The organism is Duganella violaceipulchra (genome assembly GCF_019166075.1).
GTDB classification, from domain to species: Bacteria; Pseudomonadota; Gammaproteobacteria; order Burkholderiales; family Burkholderiaceae_D; genus Rugamonas; species Rugamonas violaceipulchra.
The window spans coordinates 132405-146188 of the sequence record NZ_JAHTGR010000012.1 but is presented as its reverse complement, the minus strand read 5'-3'; the positions used below and the strand labels follow the sequence as shown (position 1 = coordinate 146188).

The following is a 13784-nucleotide window of genomic DNA, read 5'->3' as shown; positions in this document are numbered from 1 at the left end:
TCCTTACTTCCAGATATTCCAGGATGTCTGCATCCAGCCGGCCACGAACACCAGGTACACCAGCGTCAGAGGGATAAACACTTTCCAGCCCAGACGCATGATCTGGTCATAACGGTAGCGTGGGAAAGTACCGCGCACCCAGATGAAGACGGACACCAGGAAGAACGCCTTGGCGAACAACCAGAAGAAGCCGCCGAAACCGCCCCAGAATTCGAGGAAGGCAAACGGTGCGGACCAACCGCCCAGGAACATGATCGAACCCAGGGTTGCGATCAAAATCATGTTGGCGTATTCGGCCAGCATGAACATGGCGTAGGCCATGCCCGAGTACTCGACCATGTGGCCGGCAACGATCTCGGACTCGCCCTCGACCACGTCGAACGGGTGACGGTTGCACTCCGCCAGGCCCGAGGTCAGGTAGACCACGAACAGCGGCAGCAGCGGCAGCCAGTTCCACGACAGCAGGTTCAGGCCGTGTTCCGCGAACATGCCCTTCTGCTGGCCAGCGACGATGTCGCCGAAGTTCAGCGAACCGGACACCATCAGCACCACCACCAGCACGAAGCCCATCGGGATTTCGTAGGAGATCATCTGGGCCGAGGCGCGCATCGCGCCCATGAAGGAGTACTTCGAGTTCGAGGCCCAGCCGGCGATGATGATGCCGTAGACTTCCATCGAGGTGATCGCCATCAGCAGCAGCAGGCCGGCGTTGACGTTGGCCAGCACGGCTTCGGCGCCGAACGGCACCACCGCCCAGGCGGCCAGCGCCGGCATGATGGTCATGATAGGTCCGATCACGAACAGGCCGCGGTTGGCCTTGGCCGGGGTGATGATTTCCTTGAACAGCAGCTTGAGCGCATCGGCGATCGGCTGCAGCAGGCCCATCGGGCCTACGCGGTTGGGACCGACGCGGATCTGGATCCAGCCGATGAACTTACGTTCCCACAGCGTCAGATAGGCAACCAGGCCCATCAGCGGCAGCAGCACGACGATAACGCGGATCAGCGCCCAGGCCAGCGGCCAGAGCTGCCCCAGCGTTTGCGCGCCGGTGGCATTGATGGTATTGACGAATTCAGGCAGAGCCATTATTTACCCTCCCCTGCTTTTTCAACGGTGATGGAACCGAACATGCCACCCAGTGCAGCGGTCGACGCGTGAGCGGCGGCGACACGAACTGCGTTCGCTGGCAGTTTGGCATCAACAGCGGCGACCAGGATCGCGCTGCCGGAACCTTGCGTTACTTTGACCTTGTCGCCGGCGGCGACACCCAATTGCTGCGCCAGGGCAGTCGACAGGTGCGCTTTAGGCGCAGCCGCGTCGGCCATCTTCTGCAGCGACTCGGCGCGACGCACAACGGCGTCGGCGAAGTAGATAGGCACGTCGGTGATACGTTCCGTACCGGTGGCGCCGTTGCCATTACCAGCGGAAGCGGCAACCAGGGCTTGCTTGGTGGTGTTGTTCAGCTTGGCCGACAGGTCGGTCACGCCGGCGCCCAGCACTTCGTCGCGGATCGCTTCGGAAGTGTCGTAGTCGAAACCGGACAGGCCGAGGATGTTACCCAGCACGCGCAGGACTTTCCATGCAGGGCGGGTTTCCAGCAGCGGCTTGACGGTGCCGTTGAAGCTTTGCGCGCGGCCTTCGCAGTTGACGAAGGTGCCCGAGGTTTCGCTGAATGGCGAGACCGGCAGCAGCACGTCGGCATATTCCATGCCGTGCTTGTAGGCCGACAGGACCACGACCATTTCCGCGTGTTTCAGTGCGGCGGCGGCGGCTTGCGGATTGTGTGCGTCCAGCTCAGGCTCGGCGTTCAGCAGCACGTAGGCTTGCTTCTGCTCGGAGAAGGCAGGAGCCTTGGCGCCGTTGGCGTTGACCAGGTAGGCGCCGACGGTGTTGGCGGCTTCGGTCAGGTAGCCCAGCTTGGCGCCGGTCTGTTCGGCGATCCATTGCGCGGCGGCGTGCAGCGCGGCGGCCTGTGGGTGCTGCGTTGCCGCGTTACCCAGGAAGACGCCCTTGTTTTCGCCGGAGATCAGCGAGGCGGCGATCGCGTTGGCGACGTCGGAGGCTGGTACGCCTTCGAAGCCGGCAGGAGCCGAAACTTCTTTAGCTTTAGCCACGGCCACGACAACTTGCGACAGCGCCGACAGCCACTCCGACGGAGCCACGATCATCTTGTTCGCGATGTTCATCAGCTGGTCGTCGTCGGTCGCGTGCAGGATCGACAGCTTGGCGCCGCCCTTCACTGCCGTGCGCAGACGGGTAGCCAGCAGCGGGTGATCCTTGCGCAGGAACGAGCCGATGACGAAGGCGCGGTTCAGCTGGCCGAACTCGGTGATCGACATGCCCAACCAAGGGGTCACATCGCTCAGCGAGAAATCGCTGTGACGCAGGCGCGTGTCGACGCTGTCCGAGCCCATGGCGCGGGTCAGCTTTTGCAGCAGGTGCAGTTCCTCCAGCGTCGAGTGCGGCGTGGCCAGCGAGGCCAGCGCGTTGGCGCCGTGTTCGTGCTTGATGTTCTTCAGGCCGTGCGCGACGTATTCCAGCGCGGTCTGCCAGTCTACTTCTTTCCACTCGCCGCCCTGCTTCAGCATCGGCTGAGTCAGACGCTCGGCGCTCTCCAAACCTTCGTAGGAGAAGCGGTCCTTGTCGGAAATCCAGCACTCGTTGACAGCGTCGTTTTCCAGCGGCAGCACGCGCTTGACCTTGCCGCCCTTGACCTGAACGATCAGGTTGGCGCCCAGGCCGTCGTGCGGCGAGACCGATTTGCGACGCGACAGTTCCCACGAACGGGCGCTGTAGCGGAACGGCTTCGACGTCAGCGCGCCGACCGGGCACAGGTCGATCATGTTGCCGGACATCTCAGAGTTGACGGTCTGGCCGACGAAGGCGGTGATTTCCGAGTGTTCGCCGCGGCCGATCATGCCCAGTTCCATCACGCCGGCCACTTCCTGGCCGAAACGTACGCAACGGGTGCACTGGATGCAGCGCGCCATCTCCTGCATGGACACCAGCGGGCCGGCATCCTTAGGCACGACGACGCGCTTGTCTTCTTCGTAGCGCGATTCGCCCTTGCCGTAGCCGACTGCCAAGTCTTGCAACTGGCACTCGCCGCCCTGATCGCAGATCGGGCAGTCCAGCGGGTGGTTAATCAGCAGGAATTCCATCACCGACTTCTGTGCCTGTACGGCCTTGTCCGAAGCGGAGCGCACAATCATGCCTGCCGAGACCGGCGTTGCGCATGCTGGCAAAGGCTTGGGGGCCTTTTCCACTTCGACGAGGCACATACGGCAGTTCGCAGCGATCGACAATTTCTTGTGATAGCAGAAGTGCGGAATGTAGGTTCCCAATTTGTTGGCGGCGTCCATCACCATGCTACCAGCAGGGACTTCGACTTTTTTGCCGTCTATTTCGATTTCAACCATGGTGATCGTTACCTGACGCAGCTTAGATGTAAGCGGGCACTAAGCAATGCTTGTGCTCGACGTGATATTCAAATTCTTCGCGGAATTGCTTGATGAACGCGCGCATCGGCATCGCCGCGGCATCGCCCAGTGCGCAAATGGTGCGGCCCTGGATGTTGTCGCAGATCGAGTTCAGCACGTCCAAGTCCGAAGGACGTCCCTGGCCGTTTTCGATGCGGTGGATCATGCGGTACATCCAACCCGTGCCTTCACGGCATGGGGTGCACTGGCCGCAAGACTCTTCAAAGTAGAAGTAAGCCAGACGCTCCATTGCCTTGACCATGCAACGCGTTTCATCCATGACGATGACGGCGCCCGAACCGAGCATCGAGCCAGCCTTGGCGATCGAGTCGTAGTCCAGGTCGGTGTTCATCATCAGTTCGCCGCGGATCACCGGAGCGGACGAGCCGCCAGGGATCACAGCCTTGATCTTTTTGCCGCCGCGCATGCCGCCTGCCAGTTCCAGCAGTTTGGCGAACGGGGTGCCCAGCGGGACCTCGTAGTTGCCCGGCAGTTCAACGTCGCCGGAGATCGAGAAGATCTTCGAGCCGCCGTTGTTCGGACGTCCCATGCCCAGGTACTTTTCAGGACCCATGTTCAGGATGAACGGCACCGCCGCGAACGTCTCGGTGTTGTTGATGGTGGTCGGCTTGCCGTACAGGCCGAACGACGCAGGGAAAGGCGGCTTGAAGCGCGGCTGGCCTTTTTTGCCCTCCAGCGATTCCAGCAGCGCGGTTTCCTCGCCGCAGATGTAGGCGCCGTAGCCATGGTGCGCGTGCAGCTGGAAGCTGAACTCGCTGCCCATGATCTTGTCGCCCAAGAAGCCGGCGGCGCGCGCCTCTTCCAGCGCATCTTCAAACTGGGTGTAGACCTCGAAGATCTCGCCGTGGATGTAGTTGTAGCCCACGGTGATGCCCATGGCGTAGGCGCCAATGGCCATGCCCTCGATCAGCGCATGCGGGTTGTAGCGCATGATGTCGCGGTCCTTGAAAGTGCCCGGCTCGCCCTCATCTGAGTTGCATACCAGGTACTTCTGGCCCGGGAACTGGCGTGGCATGAAGCTCCACTTCAGGCCGGTCGGGAAGCCCGCGCCGCCACGGCCGCGCAACGACGACGCCTTCAGGTCGGCGATGATTTGTTCCGGGGTGATCTTCTCTTCGAGGATCTTGCGCAGGGCGCTGTAGCCACCGCGCTTGACGTAATCTTCCAGGTGCCAGTTCTTGCCGTCGAGGCCGGCGAGTATGACTGGGTCGATGTGACGGTTGTGGATGGACGTCATTTCTTCAATTCCTCCACCAGTGCGTCGATTTTGTCATTGGACATGAAGCTGCACATGCGCTGGTCGTTCACCAGCATTACCGGCGCGTCGCCGCAGGCGCCCATGCACTCGCCTTCCACCAGCGTGAAAGCGCCGTCGTCCGTGGTGCCACGGAAGTCGATGCCCAGCTTTTCCTTCAGGCGGTTGGCAGCGGCCACGCCGCCCGACAAGGCGCATGGCAGGTTGGTGCACACCGAAATCTTGTGCTTGCCGACCGGCTTCAGGTTGTACATATTGTAGAAAGTCGCGACTTCCTGCACGGCGATGGCCGGCATGCGGATGTAGTCGGCCAATTCCGCCATCACGTCCGACGAGATCCAACCCAGTTCAACCTGGGCGTGGGCCAACGAGGCCATCACGGCCGACTGACGCTGGTCGGCCGGATATTTGGCCAACTCGCGGTCGATTTTTTTGTAGCACTGTTCTGATAACAACATACTTTTTCCTTAGCGGTCGATACTGCCGAACACGATATCTTGCGTACCGATGATGGTCACGGCGTCGGCAATCATGTGGCCGCGCGCCATTTCATCCAGCGATTGCAAGTGCGCGTAATCGGGAGCGCGCAGCTTCATGCGGTACGGCTTGTTGGCGCCATCGGAAATCAGATAGATGCCGAACTCGCCCTTCGGATGTTCCACCGCGCTGTACGCTTCGCCCGGCGGCACGTGGAAGCCCTCGGTGAACAGCTTGAAGTGGTGAATCAGCGATTCCATATTGGTCTTCATGTCGACGCGGCCCGGAGGCGCCACCTTGCGGTTGTCGCTCATGACCGGACCCGGATTGTTGCGCAGCCATTCGACGCACTGCTTGATGATCTTGTTCGACTGGCGCAGTTCTTCCACGCGCACCAGGTAGCGGTCGTAGCAGTCGCCGTTGGTGCCGATCGGCACGTCGAAGTCCATCAGGTCGTACACTTCGTAGGGCTGGTGCTTGCGCAGATCCCATTCGATGCCGGAACCGCGCAGCATGGCGCCGGTGAAGCCCATCGCCAGCGCATCTTCCGGCGCCACCACGCCGATGCCGACGGTACGCTGTTTCCAGATTCGATTATCGGTCAACAGCGTTTCGTATTCGTCGACATAGGTCGGGAAACGGCCGGTGAACGCTTCGATGAAGTCCAGCAGCGAACCCTGGCGGTGTTCGTTCAGGCCGGCGACGGCCTTGGCCGAGCGGATGATCGACGGCTTGTGCTGCGGCATCGCGTCCGGCAGGTCGCGGTAGACGCCGCCCGGACGGTAGTAGGCCGCGTGCATGCGCGCGCCCGACACCGCCTCGTAGCAGTCGAACAGGTCTTCGCGGTCGCGGAAACAGTACAGGAACGGGCCCATGGCGCCGACGTCGAGCGCGTGCGCGCCCAGCCACATCAGGTGGTTCAGGATGCGGGTGATCTCGTCGAACATCACGCGGATGTATTGCGCGCGCAACGGCACTTCCAGGCCCAGTAGCTTCTCGATCGCCATCACGTAGGCGTGCTCGTTGCACATCATCGAGACGTAGTCGAGGCGGTCCATGTAGGGCACGGACTGCAGGTAGGTCTTCTGTTCAGCCAGCTTCTCGGTGCCGCGGTGCAGCAGGCCGATGTGCGGGTCGGCACGCTGGATGACTTCGCCGTCCAGCTCCAGCACCAGGCGCAGCACGCCGTGCGCGGCCGGGTGTTGCGGACCGAAGTTCAGGGTGTAGTTCTTAATTTCAGCCATTGTTTTACTTCCCGTAGTTTTCTTCGCGGATCACGCGAGGCACGTTTTCACGCGGCTCGATGGTGACCGGCTGGTAGATCACGCGCTTCTGCTCGGGGTCGTAACGCATTTCGACATAGCCCGACACCGGGAAGTCCTTGCGGAACGGATGGCCGATGAAACCGTAGTCGGTCAGGATGCGGCGCAGGTCGTTGTGGCCCTCGAACAGGATGCCGAACATGTCGAACGCTTCGCGCTCGTACCAGTTGACGGCGCGCCACAGCGGGATCAGCGACGGCAGCAGCGGCATCTCGTCGTCGGCGCAGAACGCGCGCACGCGCACGCGCCAGTTGTGCTTGACCGACAGCAGATGGACGACCACTGCGAATCGCAGGCCGTCCCAGGCGCCTTCACCGTAGTTCAGGTAGTCGACACCGGCCAGGTCGATCATCTGATCGAAGCCCAGCGACTTGTCGTCGCGCAGCGTTTGCATCACGCCGTAGTAGTCGGCGGCTTTCACGACCAGCGTGATTTCGCCCAACGCCACGGTGGTGGAAACGCGATCGCCCAAGGCAGTGCCGAGGGCGGTTTGCAGTTGTTCTAAATGTGTAGTCATATTCTGGAAGCGACCCCGTTAGCGTGCGATCGTATTGGTGCGCTTGATCTTGTTTTGCAGCTGCATGATGCCGTACAGCAGAGCCTCAGCCGTCGGCGGGCAGCCCGGCACATAGACGTCCACAGGTACGATGCGGTCGCAACCGCGCACCACGGAGTAGGAGTAGTGATAGTAGCCGCCGCCGTTGGCGCAGGAGCCCATCGAGATGACCCAGCGCGGTTCCGGCATCTGGTCGTAGACCTTGCGCAGCGCAGGCGCCATCTTGTTGCACAGCGTGCCGGCCACGATCATCACGTCGGACTGACGTGGCGATGGACGGAACACCACGCCGAAGCGGTCCATGTCGTAACGGGCTGCGCCCACGTGCATCATTTCGACCGCACAGCATGCCAGACCGAACGTCATCGGGAACATCGAACCCGTGCGCGCCCAGTTGATCAGCTTGTCGGCCGAGGTGGTGATGAAACCTTCGTTTAATACGCCTTCAATAGCCATGGCTTATTCCCAATCAAGGGCACCTTTCTTCCAGATATACCAAAAACCGACGACGAATTCAGCGATGAAGCTCATCATCACCAGGAATCCGTTCCAGCCCAGTTCGCGCATGGATACGCCCCACGGGAAGAAGAATGCCGTTTCCAGATCGAACAAAATAAAGAGGATTGCGACGAGGTAGTAACGCACGTCGAATTTCATGCGCGCGTCTTCGAACGCTTCGAAGCCGCATTCATACGGGGAGAGCTTGGCCGCATCTGGCTTGTTAGGCCCAAGGATGTGGCCCAGAACTTGGGGAGCGATGCCTACGCCGAGACCGACGAGGATGAACAACAGGACGGGGAGATAATTTTCGAGGTTCACGATTGATGAGCTTATATTGAACGGTCGGTTAAAAGGACACACTGCGGTGCTCTGCGGTGCTCTTAACGTTCGTCCCAATCGTAAAACTGCTTAGACCAGGATCGAACGACACATCCTCGTAAAAAAGCCAGCTCAGGTACACTTCGGTGCTCCCTTGCTGGCCTTAGATTTCTGGTGCCGACGACGAGACTCGAACTCGTACAGCTTGCGCCACTACCCCCTCAAGATAGCGTGTCTACCAATTTCACCACGTCGGCGTAAGGCCGCTATTCTACTGTGTTTTCACGCGGTTGTTAATCCGTATTGCGCCAAAACAAGAAGAAAAACGATAAATCTTTGCTTCTTTTCACTCTGAATTGTTTTTCTAGCTTGCAACGCCAATGTACTGCCAAAACAATGAGCAAACAACTTAAAAAGTTGCTAAGGAAACTGCTGAACTTCACAACTAGTTCATTATTATATTACTTTGGGATCGAAGCTGCAGGACCCGTCGCTGCCGGAGCGGCTGGAGCCACTGGCGCCACCGCAGGAGCTGCCGGTGCGGTCGGGATCGCTGCCGCGCCGGTCGCCGGGACTGGAGCTGGCGCCGCTGGCAGGGCCTTGTCCATCACGCCGCCGCTGACGGCGCCGCTGCCGTGCTGGGTCGAGATGTAGGACAGGGCCAGCGTGGCACTGAAGAAGATCGCGGCGGCAACGCCGGTCGACTTGGACATGAAGTTCGACGAACCGGTCGCGCCGAACAGGCTGCCCGAAGCGCCCGAACCGAAGGCCGCGCCCATGTCCGCGCCCTTACCATGCTGCAACAATACCAGGCCAATAATGCTAATTGCGGAAATGACCTGCACTACGATAACCAGATTGAACAAGGAGTTCATGTTATTCCATTCAAAAATAAGAGATTTGTATCGTTTTGTTTCTACAGCTTTAAATGGCCTGGATAATCCCGAGGAAATCCACCGCCTTTAATGCGGCGCCGCCTATCAGGCCGCCGTCGATGTCCTGCTGGGCCATCAATTCTTTTGCATTATCCGGCTTCATGCTGCCGCCGTACAAAATCTGCACACCGGCCGCGACCGGCGCATTCTTTTGCGCCATGCGCGCGCGCAGGAAAGCGTGCGCGTCCTGGGCGATTTGCGGCGTCGCCGTCTTGCCGGTACCGATAGCCCAGACCGGCTCATAAGCCACCACAATCTTGGCCAGGTCGTCGGCGACTATCACATCCAACACCGCCTGCAGCTGTCCACAGATGACCGCCTCGGTCTCCCCTGCTTCGCGCTGCTCCAGCGTTTCGCCCACGCAGACTACCGGCGTCAGGCCGGCGGCCAGCGCGGCGACGGTCTTTTGCGCCACCAGTTCGCTGCCTTCCTTGTGGTAGGCGCGGCGCTCGGAGTGGCCGCACAGCACATAGCGGGAGCCGAAATCGACCAGCATGCCGGCCGAGACTTCGCCCGTGTAGGCGCCGCTGGCGTGGACCGACAGATCCTGCCCACCCCATGCGAGCGGGCTGTCTTGCAGTTCAGCCTGGCACTGGGCCAGGTATGGGGCCGGCACGCACACGGCGCAATCGGCGCCAAAGTCGTTCAGCCCGGCCAATATTCCCGACAACAGTGCCGTATTGCCGGCGCGGTTGCCGTTCATTTTCCAATTGCCGATGACGAGTTTGCGACGCATAGTAGCCTAAAATTCAATAACCCGCTATTTTAACGCGAGGCTGGAAGCCCGGTCAAACCAGCGCTTGGCCATGTCGCCTCTAAAATGGCAAAAATGCTACGATCCCGCGTCCATCCCAACACTAAATTGATCTAGATTACTTGCAACATGATCTTACCGACATGATTGCTGGTCTCCATCAGCGCATGCGCCGCTGCGGCCTGCTCCAGCGGAAACACCTGGTAAATCACCGGCTTGAGTTTTTTGGCCGCCATCAACGGCCACACCTTGTCCAGCAGCTGCTTGGCGATCGCGCCCTTGAAGGCGGCCGAACGGGGCCGCAAGGTCGAGCCGGTGATGGTCAGCCGGCGGCGCAGCACCTGGCCCAGGTCCACCGTGGCCTTGCCGCCGCCCAGCGTGGCGATCAGCGCGATGCGGCCGTCGTCGGCCAGGCAGGAGATTTCGCGCGGCAGGTAGTCGCCGCCCACCATGTCGAGGATGACGTCGGCGCCACGGTCGTTGGTCAGCGATTTGACGATGACGGCGAAATCCTCGGTCTTGTAGTTGATGCCGCGCTCGGCGCCCAGCTGCATGCAGGCGGCCACCTTGTCGTCGCTGCCGGCGGTGGCGAACACGCGGTGGCCCAATGCGCTGGCCAGCTGGATCGCCGTCACGCCGATGCCCGAGCTGCCGCCCTGCACCAGCAAGGTCTCGCCGGCCGCCAGATGGGCACGGTCGAACACATTGCTCCACACGGTGAAGTAGTTTTCGGGAATGGTGGCCGCTTCCAGCATGCTCCAGCCCTTGGGGATGGGCAGCACCTGCTCCAGCGGCGCGACCACGTATTCGGCATAGCCGCCGCCCTGCACCAGCGCGCAGACCTTGTCGCCGATGTCGAAGGTGGTGTAGTCGAGATCGCCGTCGACGATCTCGCCGGCCACTTCCAGGCCCGGCAGGTCGGAAGCGCCCGGAGGCGGCGCATAGTTGCCCATGCGCTGGAACACGTCGGGGCGGTTGACGCCGGCCGCGTGGACCTTGATCAGCACTTCGCCGCCTTTGACGACCGGCATAGCCCGCTCGCACAGTTTCAGGACATCGGCGGGGCCGGGATGGGTGATTTCAATCGCGCGCATGGCTCGCCCTCTCGTGAAGAAAGGGCGATTGTACGACAGCCGCCGATTAGCCGCCGCCCGTACGCGATTGCTTGGGCAACGGCGTGTTCGGCCTCCAGGACGCCGACAGCGCCTGCCCCTCCTCGATCTGCTCCGGCGTCATGCCCTTGACCACGGCCGAACGCTGCTCGGCCGCGTTCATCGAGCCGTTGGCCGCCGCCAGGTTCCACAGCATGTAGGCGATCACGTTATCCTGCGGCATGCCAGCCATGTGATAGCGGTACATCAGCCCCAGCGCCTGTTGCGCGTCCGGATGGCCTTGCTCGGCGGCCTTGCGGAACCAGGTGACCGCCTGCTTGTGGTCCTGGATCACCGCGTTGCCGGTGTAGTACATGGCGCCGACCACATACTGCGCGTCGGCCTTGCCCTGCAGCGCGGCCTTGCGATGCCATTCCAGCGCCTGCTTGTAATCCTGCGGCACGCCGCGGCCCATGTAATACATCAAGCCCAGCAGGTGCTGGGCGTCCGCGTTGCCGGCCTTGGCCAGCGGCGTGATCTCTTTCAAGGCCGCCGCGTAGTTCTTGTTGTTGTAGGCGGTAGCGCCTTCGGCGAATCCGGCCATCGCAGCCTGTTGCAGGCCCAGTGCGAGACCGATCGCTAGTATGAATTTTTTCATGTCGCGTAGGTGTGTATGTTTTACTTCCAACTTACCTTGCCCAGACCGTCAACGCTCACGTTGCGGTTCAGGGGCTTGCCATAGACAGTGACCGATCCGAGGCCGCTCAAGTTCAATGTCGCATTGGTCTTGGCGTTGACGGTGGCGTTGCCCAGGCCGCTCAATTCGATGTTGACCGTGTCGGCCTGCAGCTTCTGCGCATTCAGGCCGCCGAGTCCGCCCAGGGTCGCCTTCAGCGCCTTGCTGTTGCCGCCCAGGGTGATGTAGCCGGCGCCGCGCAGATCCAGCTCCACGCTGTCGTTCTCGCTGACCCACAGATGCATGCTGCCGACGCCGCCCAGGTTGGCCTTCAGGACCTTGTAGTCACAGACCACTTTCATCGTGCCGGCGCCATCCATCGTCAATTCCAGTTCGTCGCCGCTGAAGCCGCTGATCTCGGTCGAGCCCACGCCCTCCGACACCACTTCCCGCAACATCGGCAACACCAGCTCGGCGCGGGTGGAGGAGCGGCCGATCTTCAGCCCACGGCCCTCGGTCTCCAGGTGCAGCGTGTCGCCGGTGGCCGACGCCGTCACTTTTTCCATGGTGCGCTTGTCCGCATAGAGCGTCAACGAAGGCGTGGCGCCCTGGCGCAGCTTGAGGTCGAGTACGCCATCGAGCTTGACGCGCACCACGCGGGCGTCGAGCGGGATCACGCGCTTCTCGGTAGGCTCGTCGGCGGCCTGGGCGCGGCCAAACAGCGCACAGAAAGCGGCAAACAGCAGGCCAAGTTGGAAAAGCTTATTCATTGTCGGATTCCTCTGGTGTTGTTCTTAGTTGCTGCGAACGGCTAATGTAGCAGTGCACTAAGCTTTCTAGCAATCTTTGCAGTACGACCAATTGTCAAATTACGACAGGCTGGCTTTTTCCACTGCCGTCAGGCGCTTGGCCTTGATGACGACAACTTGCATCGGAGCGTGGGCGGCGGCGACCTGGATCGACGGTTGCAGGGCGACGGTGGCCTGGGCGGCGGCGCTGGCGTAGGCGGAAGCGCCCAGCAGGACGGCGGCGACGACGAAGATGACTTCCATGTTTTTGGCGATGTTCATTTTGGCTCTCCTTGTATGCGTTTCGGTATGTGATCACTATAGCCATCACTTGCTCAACGATCCTGCGGATTGCGACGAACTGCACAAATGGGGGACTGGGCGACAGAAAACCGGGAATAAGGCTGAGAAGCGCAGCGGCGAGCGCCGCTGCGCGAAGGGGACTATTTGTTCAGGCCGGCGTTGACTGCGCTCCAGAAGCTGGCGTCTTCCATGCCGAAGGCGTAGATCGACGTGCCGGCCAGGCCATAAGCGCTGACCAGAGAGGTCTTCAGCGTCACGCTCCTGGCGTTCTCGTTCCACACCGTGTGCTTCCGGCCGCCGACGGTGTAGCTGAAACTGATGGCGTTGACGTTGTTGTCATACTTGGGCGTGACGCCGTACTTCGTCAGCAGCGCCGGCACGTTGCGCCAGTACAGTTGGCTGCCGTCGCCTTCCCCGATCCAGTCATAGCCGTAGGCGGGGATGCCGTTCAAGACCTTGGCCGCCGGCGCCTTGCTGGTGGCGTAGTCGAGCGCGTTTTCCATCCAGTCGGAACCGGCCACCGGGCCAGCATCCCATGCCGGGATGGTTTCGTCATAGGTCATCACCTGGATGTAGTCGGCCGCCTGGCCCAGCGCTTGCAGGTCGAACGCCAGGTTGTGGATGTCGTTTTCGTCGGTGGCGGAGAAGGCCGGCACCGTCATGATCAGCTTCATGCCCTGCGCGTGCAGTGCTGTCGCCAGCGCGGCGGCGAAGTCGCTGAGGTTCTTGCGGTCGGCCTGGTCCACCGCTTCGAAATCGATGTTGATGCCGGCGAAACCGTTGGTCTTGGCGAAGCTGACCAGGTTGGCCACCGTTGCCGCCCGCTTGGCGCCGGTGACGGCGTGCGACACCGCCGGGTCCCAGCCATCAGGCGAGGTATCCGACACGTTGGAGATGCAGCCGTAAATGGCGATGCCCTTGGACTTGAGGAAGGTGATGGCGTTGGTCGGCGTCGGATCGCCGTTGCCAACCACCGCGCCGGCGGGGGTGATGTTCCAGAAATCGATGGCCACCGCATTGACGTTGGCGTAGTACTTGGTCAGCGAACTGTAGTTGTTGGTATAGCCCGAATAATAGGCCAGCACCATCTTGCCGTTGGCCAGCGCCTTGCTGCCCGGCGCACCGCCCTGCGCTACGCGCTCGCTGCCGGCATCGGCCGGCGTGTCCGGCGACGTCGCGCTGCGCGCGGCCGCCAGGTTGCCCATGCGCGCCATTGCGCGTGGCGATTGCTGCGCGGTTGGTGCCGAGCCGCCGCATCCCGCCAGCGCCGCCGCGACGCAAGCCGATATCAATAATTTTTTCATTGCG

At 61.5% G+C, this 13784-nt stretch carries 15 protein-coding genes and 1 tRNA gene; all 16 read right to left on the bottom strand.

Annotated features, from left to right (window positions below):
* Window positions 1–3: 3 nt before the first annotated feature.
* The 16 genes from nuoH to KVP70_RS21875 all read right to left on the bottom strand — a co-directional run bounded on the left by nuoH (window position 4) and on the right by KVP70_RS21875 (window position 13780).
* The gene (gene nuoH, locus KVP70_RS21950; RefSeq protein WP_217944334.1) at window positions 4–1086 is read right to left on the bottom strand and encodes an NADH-quinone oxidoreductase subunit NuoH; all 1083 of its coding nucleotides are present in this window, start codon (window positions 1084–1086) and stop codon (window positions 4–6) included.
* Complete coding sequence (nuoG, locus tag KVP70_RS21945) at window positions 1086–3419, bottom strand: NADH-quinone oxidoreductase subunit NuoG (RefSeq protein WP_217944332.1); 2334 nt, start codon at window positions 3417–3419, stop codon at window positions 1086–1088. Before nuoG ends, nuoH begins: the two co-directional genes overlap by 1 nt.
* 22 nt (window positions 3420–3441) lie before the next feature.
* Window positions 3442–4737: an NADH-quinone oxidoreductase subunit NuoF gene (nuoF, locus tag KVP70_RS21940; protein WP_217944330.1), complete on the bottom strand. Its 1296-nt coding sequence runs from the start codon at window positions 4735–4737 to the stop codon at window positions 3442–3444.
* Window positions 4734–5213, bottom strand: a complete 480-nt coding sequence (gene nuoE / locus KVP70_RS21935) for an NADH-quinone oxidoreductase subunit NuoE (RefSeq protein ID WP_217944328.1) — start codon at window positions 5211–5213, stop codon at window positions 4734–4736. The genes nuoF and nuoE overlap by 4 nt, the downstream gene beginning before the upstream one ends.
* Window positions 5214–5222: 9 nt before the next feature.
* On the bottom strand, window positions 5223–6476 hold the full coding sequence (locus KVP70_RS21930; RefSeq protein ID WP_217944327.1) for an NADH-quinone oxidoreductase subunit D: 1254 nt from the start codon (window positions 6474–6476) through the stop codon (window positions 5223–5225).
* A 4-nt stretch (window positions 6477–6480) separates the two neighbouring features.
* Window positions 6481–7071, bottom strand: a complete 591-nt coding sequence (locus tag KVP70_RS21925; protein WP_116988039.1) for an NADH-quinone oxidoreductase subunit C — start codon at window positions 7069–7071, stop codon at window positions 6481–6483.
* A gap of 18 nt (window positions 7072–7089) precedes the next feature.
* A complete protein-coding gene (locus KVP70_RS21920) occupies window positions 7090–7566 on the bottom strand; it encodes a NuoB/complex I 20 kDa subunit family protein (RefSeq protein WP_008450353.1) in 477 nt (158 codons plus the stop codon).
* A gap of 3 nt (window positions 7567–7569) precedes the next feature.
* Window positions 7570–7929 carry an NADH-quinone oxidoreductase subunit A gene (locus tag KVP70_RS21915; protein WP_116988038.1) on the bottom strand — a complete coding sequence of 120 codons (360 nt, stop codon included), beginning with the start codon at window positions 7927–7929 and terminating at the stop codon, window positions 7570–7572.
* 172 nt (window positions 7930–8101) lie between these two features.
* A tRNA-Leu gene (locus KVP70_RS21910) sits at window positions 8102–8186 on the bottom strand.
* A 204-nt stretch (window positions 8187–8390) separates the two neighbouring features.
* Window positions 8391–8804, bottom strand: coding sequence for a preprotein translocase subunit SecG (secG, locus tag KVP70_RS21905; RefSeq protein WP_217944325.1), 414 nt, complete (start codon window positions 8802–8804; stop codon window positions 8391–8393).
* Window positions 8805–8853: 49 nt separating this feature from the next.
* Window positions 8854–9600: a triose-phosphate isomerase gene (tpiA, locus tag KVP70_RS21900; protein WP_217944323.1), complete on the bottom strand. Its 747-nt coding sequence runs from the start codon at window positions 9598–9600 to the stop codon at window positions 8854–8856.
* Between the two features lie 131 nt (window positions 9601–9731).
* Window positions 9732–10712, bottom strand: a complete 981-nt coding sequence (locus KVP70_RS21895) for an NAD(P)H-quinone oxidoreductase (protein WP_217944321.1) — start codon at window positions 10710–10712, stop codon at window positions 9732–9734.
* Window positions 10713–10758: 46 nt separating this feature from the next.
* The gene (locus tag KVP70_RS21890) at window positions 10759–11367 is read right to left on the bottom strand and encodes a tetratricopeptide repeat protein (RefSeq protein ID WP_217944319.1); all 609 of its coding nucleotides are present in this window, start codon (window positions 11365–11367) and stop codon (window positions 10759–10761) included.
* Window positions 11368–11387: 20 nt separating this feature from the next.
* Window positions 11388–12155 carry a GIN domain-containing protein gene (locus tag KVP70_RS21885; RefSeq protein WP_217944318.1) on the bottom strand — a complete coding sequence of 256 codons (768 nt, stop codon included), beginning with the start codon at window positions 12153–12155 and terminating at the stop codon, window positions 11388–11390.
* Window positions 12156–12254: 99 nt separating this feature from the next.
* Window positions 12255–12455, bottom strand: a complete 201-nt coding sequence (locus tag KVP70_RS21880) for a hypothetical protein (RefSeq protein WP_217944317.1) — start codon at window positions 12453–12455, stop codon at window positions 12255–12257.
* Between the two features lie 161 nt (window positions 12456–12616).
* Window positions 12617–13780, bottom strand: coding sequence for a glycosyl hydrolase family 18 protein (locus tag KVP70_RS21875; protein WP_217944316.1), 1164 nt, complete (start codon window positions 13778–13780; stop codon window positions 12617–12619).
* Window positions 13781–13784: the final 4 nt, after the last annotated feature.

Bases quoted from the DNA above. Each gene is read 5' to 3' on its own strand.
- nuoH (WP_217944334.1), bottom strand. From the start codon at position 1,086: ATGGCTCTGCCTGAATTCGTCAATACCATCAATGCCACCGGCGCGCAA.
- nuoG (WP_217944332.1), bottom strand. From the start codon at position 3,419: ATGGTTGAAATCGAAATAGACGGCAAAAAAGTCGAAGTCCCTGCTGGT.
- nuoF (WP_217944330.1), bottom strand. From the start codon at position 4,737: ATGACGTCCATCCACAACCGTCACATCGACCCAGTCATACTCGCCGGC.
- nuoE (WP_217944328.1), bottom strand. From the start codon at position 5,213: ATGTTGTTATCAGAACAGTGCTACAAAAAAATCGACCGCGAGTTGGCC.
- KVP70_RS21930 (WP_217944327.1), bottom strand. From the start codon at position 6,476: ATGGCTGAAATTAAGAACTACACCCTGAACTTCGGTCCGCAACACCCG.
- KVP70_RS21925 (WP_116988039.1), bottom strand. From the start codon at position 7,071: ATGACTACACATTTAGAACAACTGCAAACCGCCCTCGGCACTGCCTTG.
- KVP70_RS21920 (WP_008450353.1), bottom strand. From the start codon at position 7,566: ATGGCTATTGAAGGCGTATTAAACGAAGGTTTCATCACCACCTCGGCC.
- secG (WP_217944325.1), bottom strand. From the start codon at position 8,804: ATGAACTCCTTGTTCAATCTGGTTATCGTAGTGCAGGTCATTTCCGCA.
- tpiA (WP_217944323.1), bottom strand. From the start codon at position 9,600: ATGCGTCGCAAACTCGTCATCGGCAATTGGAAAATGAACGGCAACCGC.
- KVP70_RS21895 (WP_217944321.1), bottom strand. From the start codon at position 10,712: ATGCGCGCGATTGAAATCACCCATCCCGGCCCCGCCGATGTCCTGAAA.
- KVP70_RS21890 (WP_217944319.1), bottom strand. From the start codon at position 11,367: ATGAAAAAATTCATACTAGCGATCGGTCTCGCACTGGGCCTGCAACAG.
- KVP70_RS21885 (WP_217944318.1), bottom strand. From the start codon at position 12,155: ATGAATAAGCTTTTCCAACTTGGCCTGCTGTTTGCCGCTTTCTGTGCG.
- KVP70_RS21880 (WP_217944317.1), bottom strand. From the start codon at position 12,455: ATGAACATCGCCAAAAACATGGAAGTCATCTTCGTCGTCGCCGCCGTC.
- KVP70_RS21875 (WP_217944316.1), bottom strand. From the start codon at position 13,780: ATGAAAAAATTATTGATATCGGCTTGCGTCGCGGCGGCGCTGGCGGGA.